Source organism: Phyllobacterium sp. CL33Tsu (assembly GCF_900113985.1).
GTDB lineage: Bacteria > Pseudomonadota > Alphaproteobacteria > Rhizobiales > Rhizobiaceae > Phyllobacterium > Phyllobacterium pellucidum.
The window spans coordinates 1,329,032-1,347,928 of record NZ_FORJ01000001.1; the positions used below are offsets into that span (position 1 = coordinate 1,329,032).

Sequence of the window (18,897 nt, forward strand, 5' to 3'; positions counted from 1 at the left end):
ATGAATATCGGAACCGCTTCCGACAAATCCGGCCTGCCGCCCAAGACGATCCGTTATTACGAGGATATCGGCTTGCTGAAGCCCGGGCGCGCGGAAAATGGCTATCGCGACTATTCCATGTCCGACGTGCACAAGCTGCGCTTCCTGCAGCGCTCGCGCGGCCTTGGATTTTCCGTCGAGGAATGTCGACAGCTCCTTGCGCTCTATGAGGACAAGGAGCGCGCCAGCGCCGACGTAAAGGCAATCGCGCAATCGAAACTCGGCGAGATCGAACGCAAGATTCTGGAACTACGCGAGTTGCAGCACACGCTGCAACATCTGGTCGCTCATTGTCACGGCGACCAGCGGCCTGACTGCCCGATCCTCGAGACGATTTCAGGAAGGAACTGACGGAAGGTCAGACAAGCGTCGAAACAACATCGGCGGAAATGCGCAGTTCGCGCATCGGCCGGACCACGGCCGTCGTCTCGCTATAGATCGGATGCGCCTTGTAAGCCGCCAGCGCTTCGGAATCCTTGAACTCGCCATAGACCACGACATCGATCTCACCGGAGATCGGATCCGTCTTCGTGTTCTGCATCACTTCGAACACCTGCGAATGCGGAATTTCGCCGAGGCGCTTCAAGCCCTCGACAATTGCTCCCACGTCTTCCTTGTTCCGGGCACTGAAAAACACAATATGACGGATCACGGCTAGGCTTCCTGCTGCATAGTTTGCGCGGGACTTTCCACACTCGGCCGGTTGCGTCAATAGATGTGCTGTCGCAGCCCCGCCGATCCACGCCTTGGCTTTTCCGACAAAGCTGGGGTAAACGTTCTGGCCTGTCCCTGAGATTTGAGTATGGGCCGCATAAAACAGCTTGAGGCATCCATGGCCGATTACGGTCAAAAAAACAGACCCGATCCCGACAGACTTCTGCAACTTGCGACGCGCGAAACGCGTGGCAAGCTCACGGTGTTTCTTGGCGCGGCACCCGGTGTCGGCAAAACCTACGCCATGTTGCAGCGCGCCCGCCGCCTCAAGGAAGAGGGCGAGGATATCGTCGTCGGCATTGCCGAAACCCACGGACGCGCCGAGACCGCCGAATTGCTCAAGGGGCTGGACGTTATCCCGCGCAAGGAAGTGACCTATCGCGAGCGGCTCCTCGAGGAGTTCGACATCGATGCAGCCATCGCGCGCAAGCCGAAAGTGCTTATTGTCGATGAGCTCGCCCATACCAACGTTCCCGGCAGCCGCCACCCCAAGCGTCATCAGGATGTCGAGGAACTGCTCTGGCTCGGCATTGACGTCTGGACAGCCATGAACGTCCAGCATCTCGAAAGCGTATCCGACATCGTATCCAGCATCACCGGCGTTACTGTGCGGGAGATTGTCCCCGACACGGTGTTGAAACGCGCCGACGATGTCCTTCTCGTCGACCTGCCCCCGGCGGAACTGATCGAACGCCTGAGAGAGGGCAAGATTTATCTCCCCGGCAATGCGGAGCGGGCGGCCGAAGGCTTCTTCAAGCCTGCAAACCTCACTGCCCTGCGCGAGCTTGCGTTGCGGCGTACTGCCGATCGCGTCGACGATCAGATGATCGATATCCTGCGCCAGCAGGCGATCGAAGGTCCGTGGGCGACGGGCGAGCGCCTCCTCGTCTGTGTCGGTCCAGACAGTCTATCCGACAAGGTTGTGCGCACCGCCAGTCGTCTCGCTTCCGGTCTCAATGCGCGCTGGCTTGTCGTTTCGATGACGCAGACCAGTGATCTCGGCGGCGATACCGGCAAGCGCATCGATGCCCTGCTCGATCTTGCCGAACGTCTCGGCGCAGAAACACGGCGCGTCATCGCCGACGACTTCGTCGAGGAGATCTTCCGCATTGCCCGACGTGAGAACGTCACGCAGATCGTCGTTGGCCGGCCCAAGCCAAGGCGGCTCGCCAATCCGTTCCGCCGGTCCCTCCCCGATGAAATCATCAAACGCTTTACCGATGTCGGCGTTCATATCGTCACCGGCGAAGAACAGGACGTTTCCTATGCGCCGCCCAGACTGCGCAAGCGTTCACCGCTGGAACTCGCCCTCGCCATTGGCGTGCCCGTGGCAACGACGGGTGCGACGACACTGCTCGGCCTGACGGCCAGCAATGTCGTGCATCCGCAGAATCTGTCGATGGTATTCCTTGTTGCCGTCATCCTTTCCGGCATGATCTGCGGGCGTCTTTCGGCCGTGATCGCGGCTGGCCTTGCCTTTGTCTTCTATAATTTCTTCTTTCTCGAACCGATACACGATCTCAGCATCGCCAAGCCGCACCAGCTGCTGTCGCTGATCATATTCCTCGCCGTCGCGCTGATGATCGGCGACCTCACCGGGCGTTTGCGCGAACAGGTGGGCCGCTCTCGCCAACAGGCGAAGAACACGCAGGCACTTTACGAATTTTCGCGCAAGCTCTCGGGTACGGCGCGACTGGATGACGTGCTTTTCTCGACGGCGACCCACTTGCACGCGACCTTCGGGACCGGCGCTGCCATCCTGCTTCCGGACGAGGGCGAATTGAGCGTGCAGGCGGCCTGGCCGCCGGATTCAAACCTCGATGGCACCGACATGACCGCAGCGCGCTGGGCTTTTGAGAAGAACGAGCGGGCTGGCCATGACACCGCAACCTTGCCGCAGATCGGGTGGGAATTCCTGCCCATCCTCACCTCGCATGGCGTTGCAGGCGTTATTGGTCTCGAAATGGACGACCGCGACGTTCTGACCGAGGAGGACGACCGCATGCTGACAGCGATCCTCGATCAGGCGGCCATTGCCATCGATCGCGCACAACTTGTAAAGGAAAACGCGAAGACGACCGCCCTGCAGGAGAGCGAACAGCTGCATACGGCGCTGTTTTCATCGCTTTCCCATGACCTCAAGACGCCACTTGCCTCGATCACCGGTGCGATCACGACCCTGCGCCAGCTCGGCGATCGCATAAAGCAGGAGAGCCGGGATGATCTTCTGCTTTCGATTGAGGAAGAGGCCGGACGCCTTACACGTTTCGTCGCCAATCTCTTCGACATGACCCGTATCGAGGCCGGCACCCTGAAGATCAGGAACGCGCCGGTCGATGCGTCGGAGGTCATCACCGCCTCGATCGAGCGCATTAAGAAGCTCAAGCCCGATATTGTCGTCGATATCAGCGTCGCCCCCGACCTGCCGATGGTCAAAGGTGACGCCGCAATGCTCGGGCAGGTCCTGTTCAATCTCCTCGACAATGCAGCGAAATATGCCGGCGACGGCCCGGTTACCATCTATGCGCGCCAGGACGACAGCGCGGTGGCCATCAGCGTCACCGACCAGGGCAAGGGTATTCCGCCCAAGGATCTCGACAAGATTTTCGACAAGTTCTATCGCCGTACCAAGGGCGATGGCCGCGCACCCGGAACCGGCCTCGGGCTTTCGATCGCGCGCGGCTTCGTCGAGTCGATGGGCGGGACGATCAAGGCGGAAAGCCCTGCCGTGCGCAAGCGTGGCACCAGATTCATCATCCGCCTGCCCGTCGTCAATCCAGCGGGAGCGCAGGAATGAACCAGCATCGCATCCTCGTTGTCGACGATGAGCCGCAAATACAGCGGTTCCTGCATCCGGCACTGACGGCGTCGGGTTACGAGGTCATTCAGGCGGCGACCGGCGGCGAGGCGGAGCGCCTGGTCGCAACGAGCGCGCCGGACCTCGTCATCCTCGACCTTGGCCTGCCGGACAAGGACGGCAAGGACGTCATCGCGACTGTGCGCGCATTTTCCGATGTTCCGATCATTGTGCTTTCGGCACGCGACCGCGAGGCGGAAAAGATTGCCGCGCTCGATCTCGGCGCCAATGACTATGTGGAAAAGCCCTTCGGCATCGGCGAACTTTTGGCACGCATCCGCACCAGCCTGCGCCGTCAGGTGGCGGGGGCGAGCGTTCCCTCGCGCTTCGAGGTGAATGGTCTCGTCGTGGATACCGCAAAGCGCATCGTGACGCGCAACGATCAGGAAGTGCACCTGACGCGCAAGGAGTACCAGTTGCTGGTTCACCTTGTGCTCCATGCGGGCATGGTCGTGACCCATCGCCAGCTGCTCGCTTCTGTCTGGGGAGCGGCCCACGTCGAGGATCTGCAATATTTGCGTGTGTTCGTCGGGCAGTTGCGGGCAAAGATCGAGGACGATGCGAACAACCCGCAGTTCATTCGCACCGAGCCCGGCGTCGGCTACCGCTTCATCTCCGAGTGATCAACCGAGCGTTGAATTGAAGGCGCCGCCGTCAAGCAAAAGATTCTGGCCGACGATGAAGCCGGAATACTGGCTGCAGAGGAATGCCGCAGCCGCGCCGAATTCCTCAGCCGTGCCATAGCGTCCTGCGGGATTATCGGCATAGGCCTCTTTCCGCGCTTCCTCGATCGATATGCCCTTTTCCTTGGCGGAGCGTTCGATGAAACCCTTGGTTCGGTCGGTGTCATGCGATCCGGGCAGGAGGTTGTTGATGATGACGCCATGGCGCGCGACCTGACGTGACGTTCCCGCGACAAAGCCGGTAAGGCCGCTGCGTGCGGCGTTGGAAAGCCCGAGCTGTGCGATCGGTGACTTGACGGAACCCGAGGTAATGTTGACCACACGCCCCCATTTGCGCTCGATCATACCCGGCAAAATCGCCTTCATGAGCAGGATCGGCGTCAGCATGTTGTTGTTGATCGCCTTCAGCCACTCTTCTTCGCCCCAGTCGGACCAGACGCCGGGAGGCGGACCGCCGGCATTGTTGATAAGGATGTCAGGCTGCGGTTCCGCCTGAAGCAAGGCTTGCCGTCCGGACTCCGTAGTGACATCTTCCGCCACGATCTGAACCTTGACGCCGTACTTGCCCGCTATCGCATCCGCAGTCGCCTTGAGGGTCGACTCGGTGCGCGCATTCAAAGTCAGATCGACACCCGCCTCAGCAAGCTTTTCTGCTACGCCGCGCCCCAGCCCCTTCGAACTCGCACAGACGATAGCGCGTCTGCCCTTGATACCAAGATCCATCTCATCCTCGCCGATTCTTTTCCGGGCACTGGTTATCGACAATTCTTGGCCGCTTTGACAAGCTCTGGTTGATCAAATCAGCGGCAGATCCGGGAAATGCAGCAATGACCACTTTCGGCGCGACAGTCCTTTGGGAAAAGCAGGGCAGCGAACCCTTCACCGATAACAAGTATAGCCGTGCCCATGTCTGGCAGTTCGATGGCGGCGCCGAAATTCCCGCTTCGTCGTCGCCCCACATTGTCCGCCTTCCCTTCTCCGAGCCCGCGAATGTCGACCCCGAAGAAGCCTTCGTTGCATCGCTGGCGAGTTGCCACATGCTGTTCTTTCTTTCCATTGCAGCGAAGAAAGGCTTTGTCGTCCGCCAGTATCGTGACGCTGCCGAGGGCGAACTTGCCAAGAATGAAGGCGGACGGCTTTATGTGAGCCGGGTTACGTTGAAACCGGGCATAACCTACGTTGGCGCGGCCCCAGATCGCCACACCGAAGCCGGCATCCATCACGAAGCCCACGAACAATGCTTCATCGCCAATTCCGTGCTCACGCACGTCGTGGTCGAAGCCGTTAAAGGCGCCAGGGAGGAACAAGACGATGCATGAACTGAGGATTAGCGACGCGGTCAACAGGAATTGTCCCTGGTCGGGCGATCCCATCAAGGAGGATAGCCTCACGCTCTACAAGGGCGCGGTCGTTGGCTTTTGCAACCCCGGCTGCCGCGACAAGTTCGAAAAGGCGGTCAACCATTTCGAAGCGGCCCTGGCGCGCGTAGCGCACGCGAATCCTTAGAACCGGACTTGCTTTAACAACACCCCCGAGTGATTTCCGCCACTCGCCGATTGACAGCCTGCCGATGTTGCGATACTTAAGTATATGCTTAACAAACAGGACAAGCTCGATCTCATGTTTCAGGCGCTCGCGGATCCGTCCCGGCGCAGCATGATCGAGCGGTTGAGCAAGGGACCAGCCTCGGTCAGCGAACTCGCCAAGCCCCTCACAATGTCGCTGCCGGCCGTGGTGCAGCATTTGCAGGTTCTCGAAGCGAGCGGGCTGGTGCGATCTGAGAAGGTCGGGCGCGTGCGCACCTGCCGTGTCGACTGGGTGGCACTGCAGACGGCCGAGGACTGGATGATGGATCGGCGCAGGACGTGGGAACTGCGCCTCGACAGGCTCGGCGATTTCCTCGCCGATCAAACAAAGGGATAAAAGCATGACCAAGCGATCCGTGACGCATGATACTTTTACTCTCGAGCGCAGCTATCCGGCTGCGCCCGCCCGGGTGTTCTTCGCATTGAGCGACCCGCAAGCGAAGGCAAAATGGTTCAAGGGCCCCGAGGAATGGGGGCCGGCACAGCACCAGATAGATTTCAGGGTCGGCGGACGCGAAGTCAGCATTGGCGGCCCCAAGGAAGGACCGCAGCACCGCTTCGATGCAATTTACCAGGATATCGTGCCTGACCAGCGCATTATCTACACATACGAGATGCATCTCGACGGCAAGCGCATCTCCGTATCGCTGGCAACGCTCGAACTGAAGCCGGAAGGCACCGGAACGCGGCTGGTCCTGACTGAACAGGGCGCCTTCCTCGACGAGTTCGACGATCCGGCCGTGCGTCGGGGTGGGATGGGCTCGCTGCTCGACGCACTCGGCGCATCCCTTGAAGCCGTGCCAGCAAACGCCTGAGCGAAATCACTAACCGTTGCCGGGTCCGGCGCCATCGCCCGATCCGGCAACCACTGTCTGATTGAGCGTTTTGATCCGCCCCTGACGCTTCAGCTGTTGTTCGCGGAAGAAGATGAAGAGGCCGGAAGCCACGATGAAGCCCGACCCGATCAACATCGACATGCGCGGTACGTCACCGAACACCAGCCAGCCGAAGACAATTGCCCAGAACAGCAACGTATACTGCAGCGGCGCTACGGTTGCCGCGTCCGCTAGCTTGAGAGCACGGTTGACAAGGACATGGGCGAGCATGGCGACGACGCCGAGAAGGCCGAGGAGCAGCAGATCGCGCACGCTGACCGGCTTCCAGTCGAACACGATGGCGACGAGCCCCGCCGCGCCGGCACCGACGATCTGCCAGAAAACCAGCGTCGTATCAGGTGTCCCGCGCAAGGACCGGCCAAGCAGCAGCATGAAGGCAAACGCCACGCTGCCTAAAATCGAGATAATCGCCTGCGGTGTCAAAGCCTGAGACGACGGTTCGAGCGCGATGACCACGCCGACAAAGCCAATGATGATAGCGCTCCAGCGACGCCAGCCGACGGGCTCCTTCAGGATGAAGGGCGAGACCGCGGCCACATAGATGGGCGCCGCGAGCCAGTAGGTCATTACATCGGCAAGCGGCAGGTAGACCACGGCGAAATAGAAGGCGAATACCTCCACGGTCGAGAGAACCGCGCGCAGCAGCTGCAGGCGCGGGCGATCGACCTGAAACAGTTTCTCCGGACCGTTGAACCATATGAACGGCGCCAGGATGATGAGCGCGGCGACGCTGCGGATGAAAACCACCTGCCCCACCGAATAGGTCGACACCAGCCATTTGCCCATCACATCGTTGAGGGAAAACATAAGCATGCCAAGCAGCATCAAAACGACGCCGTTGCGGGCTGCAGGCGATGCGGATGCGTGAATATGGGTATCCGATGGAGCGGACATTCGGTTCTATCCTGGGGAGATTTTTAGTCCGGCTGGTTTGCGCTATTTTTCTTGGCCAATCCAGCCCAAACAACCAAAAGCCCACATGTGGCGCAAAAATAAGCAGATTTAGCCCAACCATTTGCAATGTCAGCCATAATCTCGACTTGAATTTGTCCTTTTAGGGAAGACAGCTTGTCTGGGGAAGCGTTCATAAACATTCAAATCGGATGCTCGTGTGCATCAATAAAGTGGTCATTAACCAATAAATCGGATAGTCCAGCTATTCGGTGCTTTGGAAAACGGTCAGGATTGGAACGATATTGTCTAGCGTGAGTGAAGCAAAAACCGGCCTATCGAAGACAGTTTTCCCGATCAGCGGCCGCTGGTTTGGACCCTTTGTCCTTTTCCTGTCGATGCTGTTTTCCTCCGCCGAGGCCTTTGCCGAGACCCGCACCTTGCGGCTCTATTTCGTCCACACCAATGAACGCGCCGAAATAACCTTCAAGCGGAACGGCCGTTATCAGCAGGACGGCCTCAACAAGTTGAACCGTTTCCTGCGCGATTGGCGCCGCAACGAACCGACGAAGATGGACCCCCGCCTGTTCGATCTCGTCTGGCAGGTCTATGACAGGGTCGGCGGGCGCGATTATATCCACGTTGTTTCGGCCTACCGCTCACCGGCGACCAATTCCATGCTGCGCTCACGTACGCGCGGTGTCGCCCGCAAGAGCCAGCACATGCTCGGCAAAGCCATGGACTGGTACCTGCCCGGCGTGAAGCTTGCGACCCTGCGTGCCACTGCCCTGCGCTACGAGGCTGGCGGCGTCGGTTATTATCCTCGTTCGGGATCGCCCTTCATTCACACCGACGTCGGCAATGTCCGCCACTGGCCGCGCATGAGCCGCAAGGAACTTCTCGCGGTCTTCCCGGACGGCAAGACGATCCATGTTCCATCCGACGGACGGCCGCTGCCCGGCTATGAACAGGCGGTCGCCGCCTATGAAGCCCGCCGTCGCAACGGCAGCTCGATACAGATTGCAAGCTCGTCATCGGGCTCCAGCCGGAAAGGCAAGACCCTGTTCGGCCTGCTCTTTGGCGGCGGTGCGGACGAGGAAGAGGATTCGAGCGAGAGCTCTGTCGCGGTCGCTTCTACGGCCAAACCCTCGCGCGCCGTTGCCCAGGCTCCGGCAGGCGAGGACGCGGACGATGGCGGTGCGGCTCCGGTAGTGGCGGCACAGCCGCAACCGGCGGCAGCGCCTGCGGCAACCGCAACACCGGCTGCCCCGGAGCTACCCGCCCGGGTTCCGCAGCCTTTGGCCGCGCCGCGCCAGGAAGCACCGGCGCCCGTCGCCATAACGCCCGAAGACAATGCCGCTCTCGCCTTTGCAGTGCCGGTACCGCTGCGCCGTCCAGACTACGCGCCGACACCCGCGCCGGGCGATCCTTCGACACTTAATGCGCTCGCACAGAACACTGCCGCGGTCGCCGTGCCCGAGACGCGACCCGACGACAGCGCCAGCGCGATCCGCGAACTCATCGCAGCAAATATCGAGCAGCCCGCCGAGGCCTCCGATCAGTCCCAACCGGCCATGGCCAACGCCCTCGTTCCCGTGCCCTTCGACAAGCCGAAGCAGCCAGACATGAAGGTTGCTTCGGTCGTCCCCGGCCAACGCCCAGTCGTGGCCGCAGCACCTGCCCCTGCCGCCGCAGAACAAGACGTCATTGCCGTTCCCGATGACAGTCTTAGCCCGGAGGCCATCATTGCTCAGGCGGATGTCGACCATGACGACGATTCCGCAGACCTCGTCGCGCCGATGCCCACGACGAGCGGCACCACAGGCGGACGGTTGCAGCCGCAGCAGAATGTTCAAATGGCGGCAGTTCAACCACAGACGTCCCTCCGTCGCACAATGCTCGAAGCCAAGGGCGACCCGGTCGCCATGCTCGACAGCGGCGTGAAGACCACCAGCAAGAAGGCCAAGCCGCACCGCCAGGCGGCGCAGGGGCAGACGGCAAAGGCAATCCAGGTGTCCTCCGACCTATCGGATAGGGCGTTATCCTCCGAACAGGTCGCCGCCACAGCGCCAGAGGTGGTGCCGGCGGTTCTGCGCAACAGCTCGATGCGCAAGGCGCCGACGACGGTCTATACCGCCGGCTTCCAGCAAGCACTGCCTGTTGCTGACGCCAACAAGTTTACCGGCAAGGCCGTGACCTTCATGCAGATTGCGCGCTTCCAGCCGATCAGCGGCATGTAACGGCTGCAAAAATCCGTGATGAGCAACGGTGGCCTTCACAGCCGCCGTTTTTGTTTGGGCTCAGACCAGCCCGCCATTGGCGCGCACGACCTGTCCATTGATCCAGCCGCCATCGGGACCCGCGAGAAACGAGACGATGCGGGCGATATCATCCGGCTGTCCAAGCCGCTCCATGGGCGCAGCCTTGCTGAGCTGCTGGACAAGTTCATCGCTCTTGCCTGCAAGGAAGAGATCGGTCGCAACCGGCCCCGGTGCAACGGCATTAACCGTTATGTTGCGGCCGCGCAGTTCCTTGGCGAAGATGCGGGTGAATGTTTCGACCGCCGCCTTGGTACCGGCATAGACGGCGTAACCAGGAAGGTTGGTCCCGACCACCGAAGTTGAAAAGTTGATGATGCGGCCGCCATCGCCCATCCTGCCGGCAGCCTCGCGCATCGTGTTGAATGTGCCCTGAACATTCGTGGCAAACTGCTGTTCGAAAACCGCGTCGCTGGTTGCAACAAGCGGCTGAACTTTCATGATGCCGGCATTGTTGACGAGAACGCTGACCTTGCCGAGTTCCGCCTCGACAAGATCGAACATGCGGCGCACTTCCTCAGCCTTGGCAACATCCGCCTGCACGGCGATCGCCCTTTGGCCGGCCTTGCTGAACTTTGCCGCAAGCGCCTCGGCTTCCCTGGCGCTGTTCGCATAATTGATGACGACGGCAAAACCGTCATTTGCGAGCCGCTCTGCAACCGCCGCACCAATACCGCGCGCTGCGCCCGTGATGATTGCAATCCGTTTATCGGTCTGTGCCATTCGATGGAACTCCTCTGTCACGTTGACATTTGCTCCACTATGCCGCAAATCGCTTTCTGCATAATTAGCAAATAATTGGCAGGACTATTCGATAATCTATAACAATTGAACGAGAGTAGGCGCGGGCATGGATCGCTTTCGCGATATGCAGATTTTCGTACGCATCGTCGAGCGGCGCAGTTTCACCAATGCGGCCCGACGATCTTCACATTCCGCGCGCGACGGTGACCAACGCCATACAGCGCCTTGAAGAGCGCCTGGGTACGCGCCTGCTCGACCGCACGACGCGCCAGGTCAACCCGACACTCGACGGCGAAGCCTATTACGACCGTTGCCTGCGCCTTCTCGCCGACATGGAGGAAGCGGAAGCATCGTTCCGCGACTCGGCGCCGAAGGGTCTTTTGCGGGTAAACTTGCAAGGCACGCTGGCTCGACATTTCGTGATACCGGCACTGCCCGATTTCCTCAATCGTTACGCCGCCCTGGAACTCAGCATCGGCGAAGGCGACCGGCTTGTCGATCTCGTTCAGGAGGGGGTCGACTGCGTCCTGCGCGCCGGCGAACTCCAGGATTCCACCATGGTCGGACGCAAGATTGCCGAAATGCAGCAGGTAACCTGTGCGAGCCCGGCTTACCTTGCCCGGCATGGCGAGCCAAGGAGCTTGGATGACCTCGCCGGACATCTGGCCGTCAATTATGTTTCAAGCGGTACGGGCAAGCCGTTTCCGCTGGAATTCGCCACGCATACAGGTCTCAGACTGGTGAACTTGCCGGGACCCGTTTCGGTGACGGGCGCGGATATTTATGCCGCATCCGCAATTGCCGGCCTCGGGCTCATCCAGGTGCCACGTTATCGTATCGCGAATGAACTTGCTGAAGGAAGCCTGCGCGTCGTTCTCCCCGGTAGCCCGCCACCGCCAATGATCGTTTCGGTGCTCTATCCGCAGAACCGCCAGCTTTCATCGCGCGTGCGCGTCTTCGCCGACTGGCTGACCGAAATATTCGCCAGGGCGCCGCTCTAGGTTCTGCGCAGCAAGGTCTCGAGTTGGGTTGCGCAGGCGCGCAGCGGCGCCGCGCTCTGGCTGGTCTTGGCCATCGCCATCGCCCCCGAATAGCTGGCAACCACGAGCGTGGCGAGGTCGTGCGCGCGTGCTTCGTCCATTTCCGGATGATCAGCGTGCAAGCGGAAGGAAAGCGCGGCGCGCCAACGATCGAAGACGGCGTTGACCGCTTCGCGAAAGTCCGAATCGGCCAAGGATAGTTCGAGCGCGAGGTTGTTCAGCGGGCAACCGGTCACTGCCCGGTTATGCTCGAGCGTATCAGCAACACCGTTGAACACCGCACGTATCCCCGACGCGGCCGATGATGCATTTGAAACCGGCTGGATGGCGGTCGCCTCGACTTCCGGCGCCACCCGCTCGGCGATGACGGCAAGGCCAAGCGACTTCTTTGTCGCAAAATGATGGTGCAGCGCGCCTCCGGTGGTGCCCGCTGCCCGCACGACGTCATGCACGCTCGTTGCATTGTAGCCGTGCCGTTGGAAAAGGTCCGCGCCAACATCAAGGATGCGAGCCCGCATTGCCTGCGGATTATTGGTGCGCTTCGGCTTGCCTGCAGCAGCCCCGGCCGGGGCTCCGCGGCGATGCTTTTCGCTCGACGGCGCCACACCGCGCGTTTTCAGTTCGTTCTCGGCCACGATCAGTTCTCCTTTCCATCAAGGATAACGAGATTGACAAAACAGGACAACCGGTCTTTTATTAAAACAGGACGCCCTGTTTGTTTTGGAGGATGAATGTTCACGGCTGTTGAAACCGCCCATCCTACGGACGGCGAGCCGGCGCAAAGCCCGATCATGGAGCTACGCCGCTACAGGTTGTATCCAGGGCGACGCGACGAACTGATCACACTCTTCGATGCTGAATTCATTGAAACCCAGGAAGCCTGCGGCATGCGTGTCATTGGCCAGTTCCGTGATCTCGACGATCCTATTGCATTTGTCTGGCTAAGGGGATTTTCCGGTATGCGAGAACGGCATGCTGCGCTGACAGCATTCTATGACGGGCCCGTCTGGACAAGACATCGCGACGCTGCCAACGCGACCATGCTCGATTCCGATGATGTGTTTCTCCTGCATCCCGCAGGCGATTCGGGAGGCTTCAGGTTTCCAGATGCCCGACCCGGGCATGGCTGCGAGCAGCCCTCCCCGGCAATCTATCAGGCATTGACATATAGACTGAAGGAACCCGCCGAAAACGCGTTTCTCTCATTTCACCGCAATGAACTGCAGCCGATTCTGGACCGGATGGGCGATATACGCATCGCAATTTTGACTTCGGAGCACAGTAAAAACACTTTTTCTCGGCTTCCCGTGCGGCTCGGAGAAAATGTTTTCGTGGTCTTTTCGCGCTTCGACAATCTTGCCGCCCATGCCGATTTCAACAGACGACTGACAAACGACACTGCATGGCAGCGCGTGCAGGAGGCGCTGGAAAGCTATTTGATCGCGGATTCCATCGTAGCAAGGCTTTCGCCGACGGGCCGCTCCGCGTTGCGCTGAACCTGCGGCTGGCGCTCACCAGCTGCGGCGACCGAGTCGCGTTCCCTGCGCTGAATTCTGCGACCGAGTTCGATGCCAGGCCGCTCGACCAGAACGTGCGCCGCCAGCGCCGCGAGAACCAGCACAACCATGACCACGCATATCATGATCAAATAGTATGCGTCGGCGGCCAGAGCGAATGCACGCAACGGCGGAATGGCGAAGATTGAAAACAGCGCGAGGCCCTGCATCAGATAAATGCAATAACTGATTTCTCCGAGCCGGATCGAAGGCCGCGCGACCAGCAGCCCGAAAAGCGTGCCGCCGCTTAACATCAAGTAGAAGGACGCTCCGATTAAGACAGACACATCCGGGCGATAGGATGTTTCATAATTCATTCCTATGACTGCGAGTATCGCGGCAATGCCGATCGACGCAAACGCGGGATGCAGTCGCAGCACCAAACTTTCATCTTCAAGCGATGCGCACACCATACCGAAGCCAAAGAGCGAATAGAGTGCAAACTGGCGGTCCGGCGAGATCAAGGCAAAAATCAGCGCCAGCATCGTTGCGAGCACCGCGAAGGGCAGGTGCAGGCGATCACGCCGCGCAAAAATTGCAAGGAACGGCAGCGCGAAATAGAAAAGCCATTCATATTGCAAGGTCCATGTGACCCCGGCCGTCAGGGTGCCTATGCCCGGGGCACCATTTATCTCGACAAGCGGAAAGATACCAAGGGACAGGTTTTGGACGAGTTCCATGAAAAACTGCGGCGCTGGCACGTTCAGCCGCGCGCCGGACCTGACGAACATGATGGCCATGGCGATCGAGGCGACAAGCAGGTAGACCGGGCCCAACCTGAACAGGCGGCCTAGCATGAGACTGGCAAAATCAAGCGATCCCCTCGCCCTGACGATCTTGCCCCAGAACAGATAGCCCGTGATCACGAAAAAATAGGCAACACCCAATTGTCCGGCCAGGGTGTAGAAGCGCGACGGTGGCACTGCCCAGGCGCCATTGCGCATGAACTCATAGTAAATGATGGAATGGTGGAGCACGACGGCAAGTGCCAGAAATCCCCGCAGCCCATCCACCGCATCGATGCGCCGACCCCTGGCTGGACCGAATCCCGCTCGATCGAAGACCGGCAGGCAAGCGAGCAGCATGACCAAGCCAATAGCGACGAATGATGGCCAAATGGCATAAACGGTCATTCAGGAGCGGCCCACGATGGAGAATTTACCCGCCATTCGCACATAAACCGGAGCGATGCAACGCCCGTGCGGGCGGCACATCTACTCGTAAAGCGATCACGATATATAAACGTCCCAGGCCACAAGCGGCAAATACGCAATTGTCAGCGCTGCGTATACCTTGCGCGACCTGGCGAAGAAGGTTGCGACGGGCAGTACAATCATTGGAACGTCCGTCAAAGCCCATGCAGACAAAGGCGACGATTTGAAAAAGAAAATATTCACGAGGAAAGCGAGCAGGAGGAAACCAGTCAGCGATAGGAGAGCGTATCGCCCGTCATGTTCAAAATAGGCGCGCAGCCCGTTTTTTTCATCCTCACTTCTGCTCGGCAGCATAAGCGCTGCCGATAGGAAGAGCATCAGAGTGAGGAGAACAAGGAAGATAAAATCTGGGAAAGAAAACGTTGGCTTCACAGATGGCAGCAGGGTAATGGCCCACCAGTATTGAAGTTGGATAGTGAACAGGATTGCCGCCCATGCGAGCGACACCCAGTCATGTGGACTTTCGCGCCGGATGCGGAACACAGTGACCAAGCCAAGCAGAAGGCGTGTCACCCCCAGCCCCAGGACCATTGAGAGAACGGTTACAATCCTGCCGAAGTCGGTCATAAATACAGATCGCGGTTTTTCTCAGGAGAAAGAACTCGCCCTGTTGTAAACTGGCATTCTTAACAAATCGCATTGGCACACCAAACTGGGCTCGGGTGCTCCGATGTGAGATTTCCAAAAGAGATCGGATTGTTTTATGAAATTTGGTGGAGCCAAGCGGGATCGAACCGCTGACCTCTTGCATGCCATGCAAGCGCTCTCCCAGCTGAGCTATGGCCCCATTCCAATCGGCCGGAAAGGCCGCGCCGGGTAAACCGGCAAACTGTTCGGCAAGGTCTGGCGCCTTGCCCGGGCGGGTACTTATCTCCCGCCGCCGGGAAGATCAAGTCCTGTTCGCCGGTTATTTTCGACGAACAGGATTATTTGAAATCAATTCTCGTCGTCGTCGCCAATGCCGCCGCCGAGGATATCGGTGACGTCGTCGTCCTCGTCTTCCTCGTCTTCGGCAAGGAACGTATCGTCGTCGTCGGAATCTTCCACCTCGACATCGACATCATCGCCGAGGTCCGGAACATCCTCGCCGCTGTCGGCATCCGCATCCTCGAGCGAAACGAATTCCGGCTTCTCGAGCGCAACGTCGAGTTCTTCGGTTTCGACCTCTTCTTCCTCTTCGCGCGCGGCGGCCGCGGTCGAATCGAAGTAGCTGAGCGGGTAGCTCTTGCCCGTATACGGCGAAACAATCGGATCGCGGTTCAGATCGTAGAACTTCTGCCCGGTCTCCGGGTCAATTCGCTTGGTGCCAAGTTTGGGATTTGCCACGTTTTGCCTCGCGTTCTGGCTGCGCCCGCATCCGGTCAACATTCAGGTCCTAAACCCGACCGTGCATGCAAGCGCTCATCAAAAATGGATTTCTGGTCCCATAAACGCAATTCAGCGTATTTGTCAAAGTGAAAAAAGCCCGCACACGCGAATGCATTTGCGAGATGACCGCATCTTCAAGCTGTGTTACCAACGCGGCCGCACCCTGCCAGCCCTTTTCATTGTGATTGCTCCATGTCCCACACTTCATTGCCCCGCCCCGCTACCGCCCGTCGCTCGAAGGCCCTTTCGGGCGATATCCGCATCCCCGGCGACAAGTCGATCTCGCATCGCTCCTTCATGTTTGGCGGCCTTGCCTCCGGCGAAACCCGTATTACCGGCCTGCTCGAAGGCGAAGACGTGATCAACACCGGTCGCGCCATGCAGGCCATGGGCGCGAAGATCGCCAAGGACGGAGATGTGTGGATCATTCAGGGTACGGGCAATGGCTGCCTTCTCGAGCCGGAGGCCCCGCTTGACTTCGGCAATGCCGGAACCGGCGCACGCCTGACCATGGGCCTCGTCGGCACCTATGCGATGGAGACGAAGTTCATCGGCGACGCCTCGCTCTCGAAACGCCCGATGGGCCGCGTGCTCAATCCCTTGCGAGAAATGGGCGTGCAGGTCTCGGCCGCGGATGGCGACCGCCTGCCGTTAACGTTGCGCGGTCCCAAGGCGGCGGCCCCGATCACATATCGCGTGCCGATGGCGTCAGCGCAGGTCAAATCAGCCGTGCTTCTCGCCGGCCTCAACACTCCGGGCATAACGACCGTGGTCGAGCCGGTAATGACGCGCGATCACACCGAGAAGATGCTACAGGGTTTCGGCGCCAATCTTTCGGTCGAGACGGACAAGGACGGCGTCCGCCATATTCGTATCGAGGGCCAGGGCAAGCTTACCGGACAGGTAATCGACGTGCCCGGCGATCCGTCCTCGACGGCTTTCCCGCTGGTCGCGGCGCTGCTCGTCCCCGGCTCCGACATTACCATTCGCAACGTGCTGATGAACCCGACGCGCACCGGCCTCATCCTGACATTGCAGGAAATGGGCGCAAATATCGAGGTTCTCAACGCGCGTCTTGCCGGCGGCGAAGACGTCGCCGACCTGCGCGTGCGCTCGTCCGAACTCAAGGGCGTCAGCGTGCCGCCGGAACGTGCGCCCTCGATGATCGACGAATATCCCGTCCTCGCGGTCGCAGCGAGCTTTGCCATGGGCGAGACGCTCATGCACGGACTCGATGAACTGCGCGTCAAGGAATCGGATCGTCTCTCGGCTGTCGCCAACGGGCTGAAAGCCAATGGGGTCGATTGCACGGAAGGTCCGGAAAGCCTCAATGTGCGCGGCCGTCCGGACGGCAAGGGCCTTGGCGGCGGTACCGTCGAGACGCATCTCGACCACCGGATCGCCATGAGCTTCCTCGTCATGGGGCTTGCCGCCGAAAAGCCGGTGACTGTCGACGACGCGACGATGATCGCGACGAGCTTCCCGGAGTTCATGGAGATGATGACCAGAATGGGCGCGGAGATTTCCGAAGACGGCGCGCAAGGCTAGATCGGTTCCGATTGCGCATGATTGCATCTGAACAATCCGCAGGACTATCAGCATGCCGTGCGCCAGACTGGGAGCGCCTCGGGCAATGAGCGCGCTCCTTTCGGCCTTCACGGTCTATTTCCTCTACGCCATGTCGAGCGTTCCCTGCCTGGTCTGGGCGGGACGCAGCGCCTATGCCGGCACGATCGCCAGCAGGGAGCCCCGGCCATGGCCGGGCACGGCCAGAACAATCCTGTGGGTTGCGCTTCCTTTGCTCTTGATCTTCCTTTATGCGTGGAATGTGTCTGACACTGCATCCGGTGCAGTGAATGCAGAGGCTGAAGGCGCCAGCGATTGGATGCCCTATCAGTTTCTGCTCTTGCCATCGGCGCTCGGTTCGATCGCCGGCTACGGCATAGGCTTTATCATGGGCAAGAGAAGGGTCGCTTGATGTTTTTCCTGCTGACGTCATTTGCCATCGTCGCCATTCCCTATGCGGTCGAACGCGTGGGCCTTCGGGTCCGCTTTGGCCTGTTTGCGCTGCTTTTCTGGCTCTTCATCTTTCAGTTCGTTCTCATTTTCCTCATCGATACGATACTGCAGAATTTTGCCGCCACCCTGCCCGGCTGGCTGGAATCAATGCTGTCGACCATCGGCGGGTTTGCTTTTGTGACGATAGGCATCACCCCGATCATCACGCTGGTTCTTGCGGCTGCCTACTCGCTGTTTGCGCTCTGGCAATGGGCTTTCGACAAGGAAGAAAAAGAAGACGCAGCGCTGCCGCAGACGCATTTCACGATTGCGATCGACGGACCGGCCGCTTCCGGCAAGGGCACGCTTGCCCGCCGTATCGCTGATGCCTACGGCTACCACCACCTCGATACAGGCCTTACCTACCGCGCGGTGGCGAAATCGCTCATGGACCAGAACATGCCGCTCGACGACGAGTTCCTTGCCGAAAAGGCAGCGCGCAGCGTTGATCTTTCGAGGCTCGACCGGGATGTCCTTGCCGCCCACGATATTGGCGAGGGCGCGTCGCGTGTCGCGGTGATGCCGGCGGTGCGGCGCACACTCGTCGCTGCACAGCAGAGTTTTGCGGCACGCTCACCGGGCGCGGTGCTCGATGGCCGCGATATCGGCACGGTGGTTTGCCCGGATGCACCGGTAAAACTCTATATAACTGCCTCGCCCGAGGCGCGCGCCAGGCGCCGCTACGACGAGATCAGGTTGAATGGCGGTTCGGCGACGTACGAGGATATCCTCAATGATTTGCGACGCCGCGACGCGCGCGACATGGGCCGAACCGATTCGCCTCTGAAGCCCGCTGGCGACGCGCACTTGCTTGATACGACAGAAATGGATATAGAGACCGCGTTTCTCAGTGCCAAAACCCTGATCGATCAGGCCTTGGCGCGAAACACGCATTCTAAACGATAACATTTGCCGCCATCCCATGCACCGGAT

Annotated in this window: 20 protein-coding genes, 1 tRNA gene and 1 pseudogene; 13 read left to right on the forward strand and 9 right to left on the reverse strand. The window is 59.9% G+C overall.

Annotation, left to right across the window (positions count from 1 at the left end):
- Positions 1 to 390: a Cu(I)-responsive transcriptional regulator gene (gene cueR / locus BM074_RS06445; RefSeq protein WP_027230816.1), complete on the forward strand. Its 390-nt coding sequence runs from the start codon at positions 1 to 3 to the stop codon at positions 388 to 390.
- A gap of 7 nt (positions 391 to 397) precedes the next feature.
- On the opposite strand, the gene BM074_RS06450 is transcribed toward cueR, so the two are convergent.
- Positions 398 to 691, reverse strand: a complete 294-nt coding sequence (locus tag BM074_RS06450) for a Dabb family protein (protein WP_091920576.1) — start codon at positions 689 to 691, stop codon at positions 398 to 400.
- Positions 692 to 871: 180 nt separating this feature from the next.
- Here BM074_RS06450 and BM074_RS06455 point away from each other — a divergent pair, with 180 nt between their 5' ends.
- Together BM074_RS06455 and BM074_RS06460 are read left to right on the forward strand one after the other, a co-directional pair.
- Complete coding sequence (locus BM074_RS06455; protein WP_091921516.1) at positions 872 to 3,550, forward strand: sensor histidine kinase; 2,679 nt, start codon at positions 872 to 874, stop codon at positions 3,548 to 3,550.
- Positions 3,547 to 4,233 carry a response regulator gene (locus BM074_RS06460; RefSeq protein ID WP_091920587.1) on the forward strand — a complete coding sequence of 229 codons (687 nt, stop codon included), beginning with the start codon at positions 3,547 to 3,549 and terminating at the stop codon, positions 4,231 to 4,233. Before BM074_RS06455 ends, BM074_RS06460 begins: the two co-directional genes overlap by 4 nt.
- On the opposite strand, the gene BM074_RS06465 is transcribed toward BM074_RS06460, so the two are convergent.
- The gene (locus BM074_RS06465; RefSeq protein WP_091920589.1) at positions 4,234 to 5,016 is read right to left on the reverse strand and encodes an SDR family oxidoreductase; all 783 of its coding nucleotides are present in this window, start codon (positions 5,014 to 5,016) and stop codon (positions 4,234 to 4,236) included. It lies immediately after the preceding gene.
- Between the two features lie 104 nt (positions 5,017 to 5,120).
- Between BM074_RS06465 and BM074_RS06470 the strand changes: the two genes are divergently transcribed.
- From BM074_RS06470 to BM074_RS06485, 4 genes are all read left to right on the forward strand, one after another.
- Positions 5,121 to 5,612 (forward strand): OsmC family protein, encoded by a 492-nt coding sequence (locus BM074_RS06470; RefSeq protein ID WP_091920591.1) that lies wholly within the window; start codon positions 5,121 to 5,123, stop codon positions 5,610 to 5,612.
- Positions 5,605 to 5,799 carry an eL24 family ribosomal protein gene (locus BM074_RS06475; protein WP_036813545.1) on the forward strand — a complete coding sequence of 65 codons (195 nt, stop codon included), beginning with the start codon at positions 5,605 to 5,607 and terminating at the stop codon, positions 5,797 to 5,799. The genes BM074_RS06470 and BM074_RS06475 overlap by 8 nt, the downstream gene beginning before the upstream one ends.
- 84 nt (positions 5,800 to 5,883) lie before the next feature.
- Positions 5,884 to 6,216: an ArsR/SmtB family transcription factor gene (locus BM074_RS06480; protein ID WP_027230823.1), complete on the forward strand. Its 333-nt coding sequence runs from the start codon at positions 5,884 to 5,886 to the stop codon at positions 6,214 to 6,216.
- Positions 6,217 to 6,220: 4 nt separating this feature from the next.
- Entirely contained in the window at positions 6,221 to 6,694 is a 474-nt protein-coding gene (locus tag BM074_RS06485) for an SRPBCC family protein (protein WP_091920593.1), read from the forward strand.
- 9 nt (positions 6,695 to 6,703) lie between these two features.
- Here the strand turns inward: BM074_RS06485 and BM074_RS06490 are convergent, their stop codons facing one another.
- Positions 6,704 to 7,669: a DMT family transporter gene (locus tag BM074_RS06490; protein ID WP_091920595.1), complete on the reverse strand. Its 966-nt coding sequence runs from the start codon at positions 7,667 to 7,669 to the stop codon at positions 6,704 to 6,706.
- Positions 7,670 to 7,980: 311 nt separating this feature from the next.
- Between BM074_RS06490 and BM074_RS06495 the strand changes: the two genes are divergently transcribed.
- The gene (locus tag BM074_RS06495; RefSeq protein WP_244532741.1) at positions 7,981 to 9,906 is read left to right on the forward strand and encodes a peptidoglycan L,D-endopeptidase MepK; all 1,926 of its coding nucleotides are present in this window, start codon (positions 7,981 to 7,983) and stop codon (positions 9,904 to 9,906) included.
- 60 nt (positions 9,907 to 9,966) lie between these two features.
- On the opposite strand, the gene BM074_RS06500 is transcribed toward BM074_RS06495, so the two are convergent.
- On the reverse strand, positions 9,967 to 10,707 hold the full coding sequence (locus BM074_RS06500; protein WP_091920597.1) for an SDR family oxidoreductase: 741 nt from the start codon (positions 10,705 to 10,707) through the stop codon (positions 9,967 to 9,969).
- A 127-nt stretch (positions 10,708 to 10,834) separates the two neighbouring features.
- Here BM074_RS06500 and BM074_RS06505 point away from each other — a divergent pair.
- Positions 10,835 to 11,729: pseudogene (locus BM074_RS06505) on the forward strand (LysR family transcriptional regulator).
- Here the strand turns inward: BM074_RS06505 and BM074_RS06510 are convergent.
- Entirely contained in the window at positions 11,726 to 12,403 is a 678-nt protein-coding gene (locus BM074_RS06510; RefSeq protein WP_244532742.1) for a TetR/AcrR family transcriptional regulator, read from the reverse strand. The pseudogene BM074_RS06505 and the gene BM074_RS06510 overlap by 4 nt on opposite strands.
- A 96-nt stretch (positions 12,404 to 12,499) precedes the next feature.
- Here BM074_RS06510 and BM074_RS06515 point away from each other — a divergent pair, with 96 nt between their 5' ends.
- Entirely contained in the window at positions 12,500 to 13,264 is a 765-nt protein-coding gene (locus BM074_RS06515) for an NIPSNAP family protein (RefSeq protein ID WP_091920599.1), read from the forward strand.
- Here the strand turns inward: BM074_RS06515 and BM074_RS06520 are convergent.
- The 4 genes from BM074_RS06520 to BM074_RS06535 form a co-directional block, all read right to left on the reverse strand.
- The gene (locus BM074_RS06520) at positions 13,201 to 14,457 is read right to left on the reverse strand and encodes an acyltransferase family protein (RefSeq protein WP_091920601.1); all 1,257 of its coding nucleotides are present in this window, start codon (positions 14,455 to 14,457) and stop codon (positions 13,201 to 13,203) included. The genes BM074_RS06515 and BM074_RS06520 overlap by 64 nt on opposite strands.
- Before the next feature lie 96 nt (positions 14,458 to 14,553).
- A complete protein-coding gene (locus BM074_RS06525; protein ID WP_091920603.1) occupies positions 14,554 to 15,105 on the reverse strand; it encodes a hypothetical protein in 552 nt (183 codons plus the stop codon).
- Between the two features lie 144 nt (positions 15,106 to 15,249).
- Positions 15,250 to 15,325, reverse strand: a tRNA-Ala gene (locus BM074_RS06530).
- Between the two features lie 149 nt (positions 15,326 to 15,474).
- Positions 15,475 to 15,864, reverse strand: a complete 390-nt coding sequence (locus tag BM074_RS06535; protein WP_027230833.1) for a TIGR02300 family protein — start codon at positions 15,862 to 15,864, stop codon at positions 15,475 to 15,477.
- Between the two features lie 234 nt (positions 15,865 to 16,098).
- On the opposite strand from BM074_RS06535, the gene aroA reads away from it, so the two are divergent.
- The 3 genes from aroA (at position 16,099) to cmk (ending at position 18,870) form a co-directional block, all read left to right on the forward strand.
- A complete protein-coding gene (gene aroA / locus BM074_RS06540; RefSeq protein ID WP_091920605.1) occupies positions 16,099 to 17,454 on the forward strand; it encodes a 3-phosphoshikimate 1-carboxyvinyltransferase in 1,356 nt (451 codons plus the stop codon).
- A gap of 85 nt (positions 17,455 to 17,539) precedes the next feature.
- A complete protein-coding gene (locus BM074_RS06545) occupies positions 17,540 to 17,884 on the forward strand; it encodes a hypothetical protein (RefSeq protein WP_091920606.1) in 345 nt (114 codons plus the stop codon).
- 326 nt (positions 17,885 to 18,210) lie between these two features.
- Positions 18,211 to 18,870, forward strand: a complete 660-nt coding sequence (cmk, locus tag BM074_RS06550) for a (d)CMP kinase (protein ID WP_244532774.1) — start codon at positions 18,211 to 18,213, stop codon at positions 18,868 to 18,870.
- Positions 18,871 to 18,897: the final 27 nt, after the last annotated feature.

Bases quoted from the DNA above. Each gene is read 5' to 3' on its own strand.
- cueR (WP_027230816.1), top strand. From the start codon at position 1: ATGAATATCGGAACCGCTTCCGACAAATCCGGCCTGCCGCCCAAGACG.
- BM074_RS06480 (WP_027230823.1), top strand. From the start codon at position 5,884: ATGCTTAACAAACAGGACAAGCTCGATCTCATGTTTCAGGCGCTCGCG.
- BM074_RS06515 (WP_091920599.1), top strand. From the start codon at position 12,500: ATGTTCACGGCTGTTGAAACCGCCCATCCTACGGACGGCGAGCCGGCG.
- BM074_RS06520 (WP_091920601.1), bottom strand. From the start codon at position 14,457: ATGACCGTTTATGCCATTTGGCCATCATTCGTCGCTATTGGCTTGGTC.
- BM074_RS06525 (WP_091920603.1), bottom strand. From the start codon at position 15,105: ATGACCGACTTCGGCAGGATTGTAACCGTTCTCTCAATGGTCCTGGGG.
- BM074_RS06545 (WP_091920606.1), top strand. From the start codon at position 17,540: ATGAGCGCGCTCCTTTCGGCCTTCACGGTCTATTTCCTCTACGCCATG.
- BM074_RS06475 (WP_036813545.1), top strand. From the start codon at position 5,605: ATGCATGAACTGAGGATTAGCGACGCGGTCAACAGGAATTGTCCCTGG.
- BM074_RS06455 (WP_091921516.1), top strand. From the start codon at position 872: ATGGCCGATTACGGTCAAAAAAACAGACCCGATCCCGACAGACTTCTG.
- BM074_RS06460 (WP_091920587.1), top strand. From the start codon at position 3,547: ATGAACCAGCATCGCATCCTCGTTGTCGACGATGAGCCGCAAATACAG.
- BM074_RS06485 (WP_091920593.1), top strand. From the start codon at position 6,221: ATGACCAAGCGATCCGTGACGCATGATACTTTTACTCTCGAGCGCAGC.
- BM074_RS06465 (WP_091920589.1), bottom strand. From the start codon at position 5,016: ATGGATCTTGGTATCAAGGGCAGACGCGCTATCGTCTGTGCGAGTTCG.
- BM074_RS06490 (WP_091920595.1), bottom strand. From the start codon at position 7,669: ATGTCCGCTCCATCGGATACCCATATTCACGCATCCGCATCGCCTGCA.
- aroA (WP_091920605.1), top strand. From the start codon at position 16,099: ATGTCCCACACTTCATTGCCCCGCCCCGCTACCGCCCGTCGCTCGAAG.
- BM074_RS06500 (WP_091920597.1), bottom strand. From the start codon at position 10,707: ATGGCACAGACCGATAAACGGATTGCAATCATCACGGGCGCAGCGCGC.
- BM074_RS06470 (WP_091920591.1), top strand. From the start codon at position 5,121: ATGACCACTTTCGGCGCGACAGTCCTTTGGGAAAAGCAGGGCAGCGAA.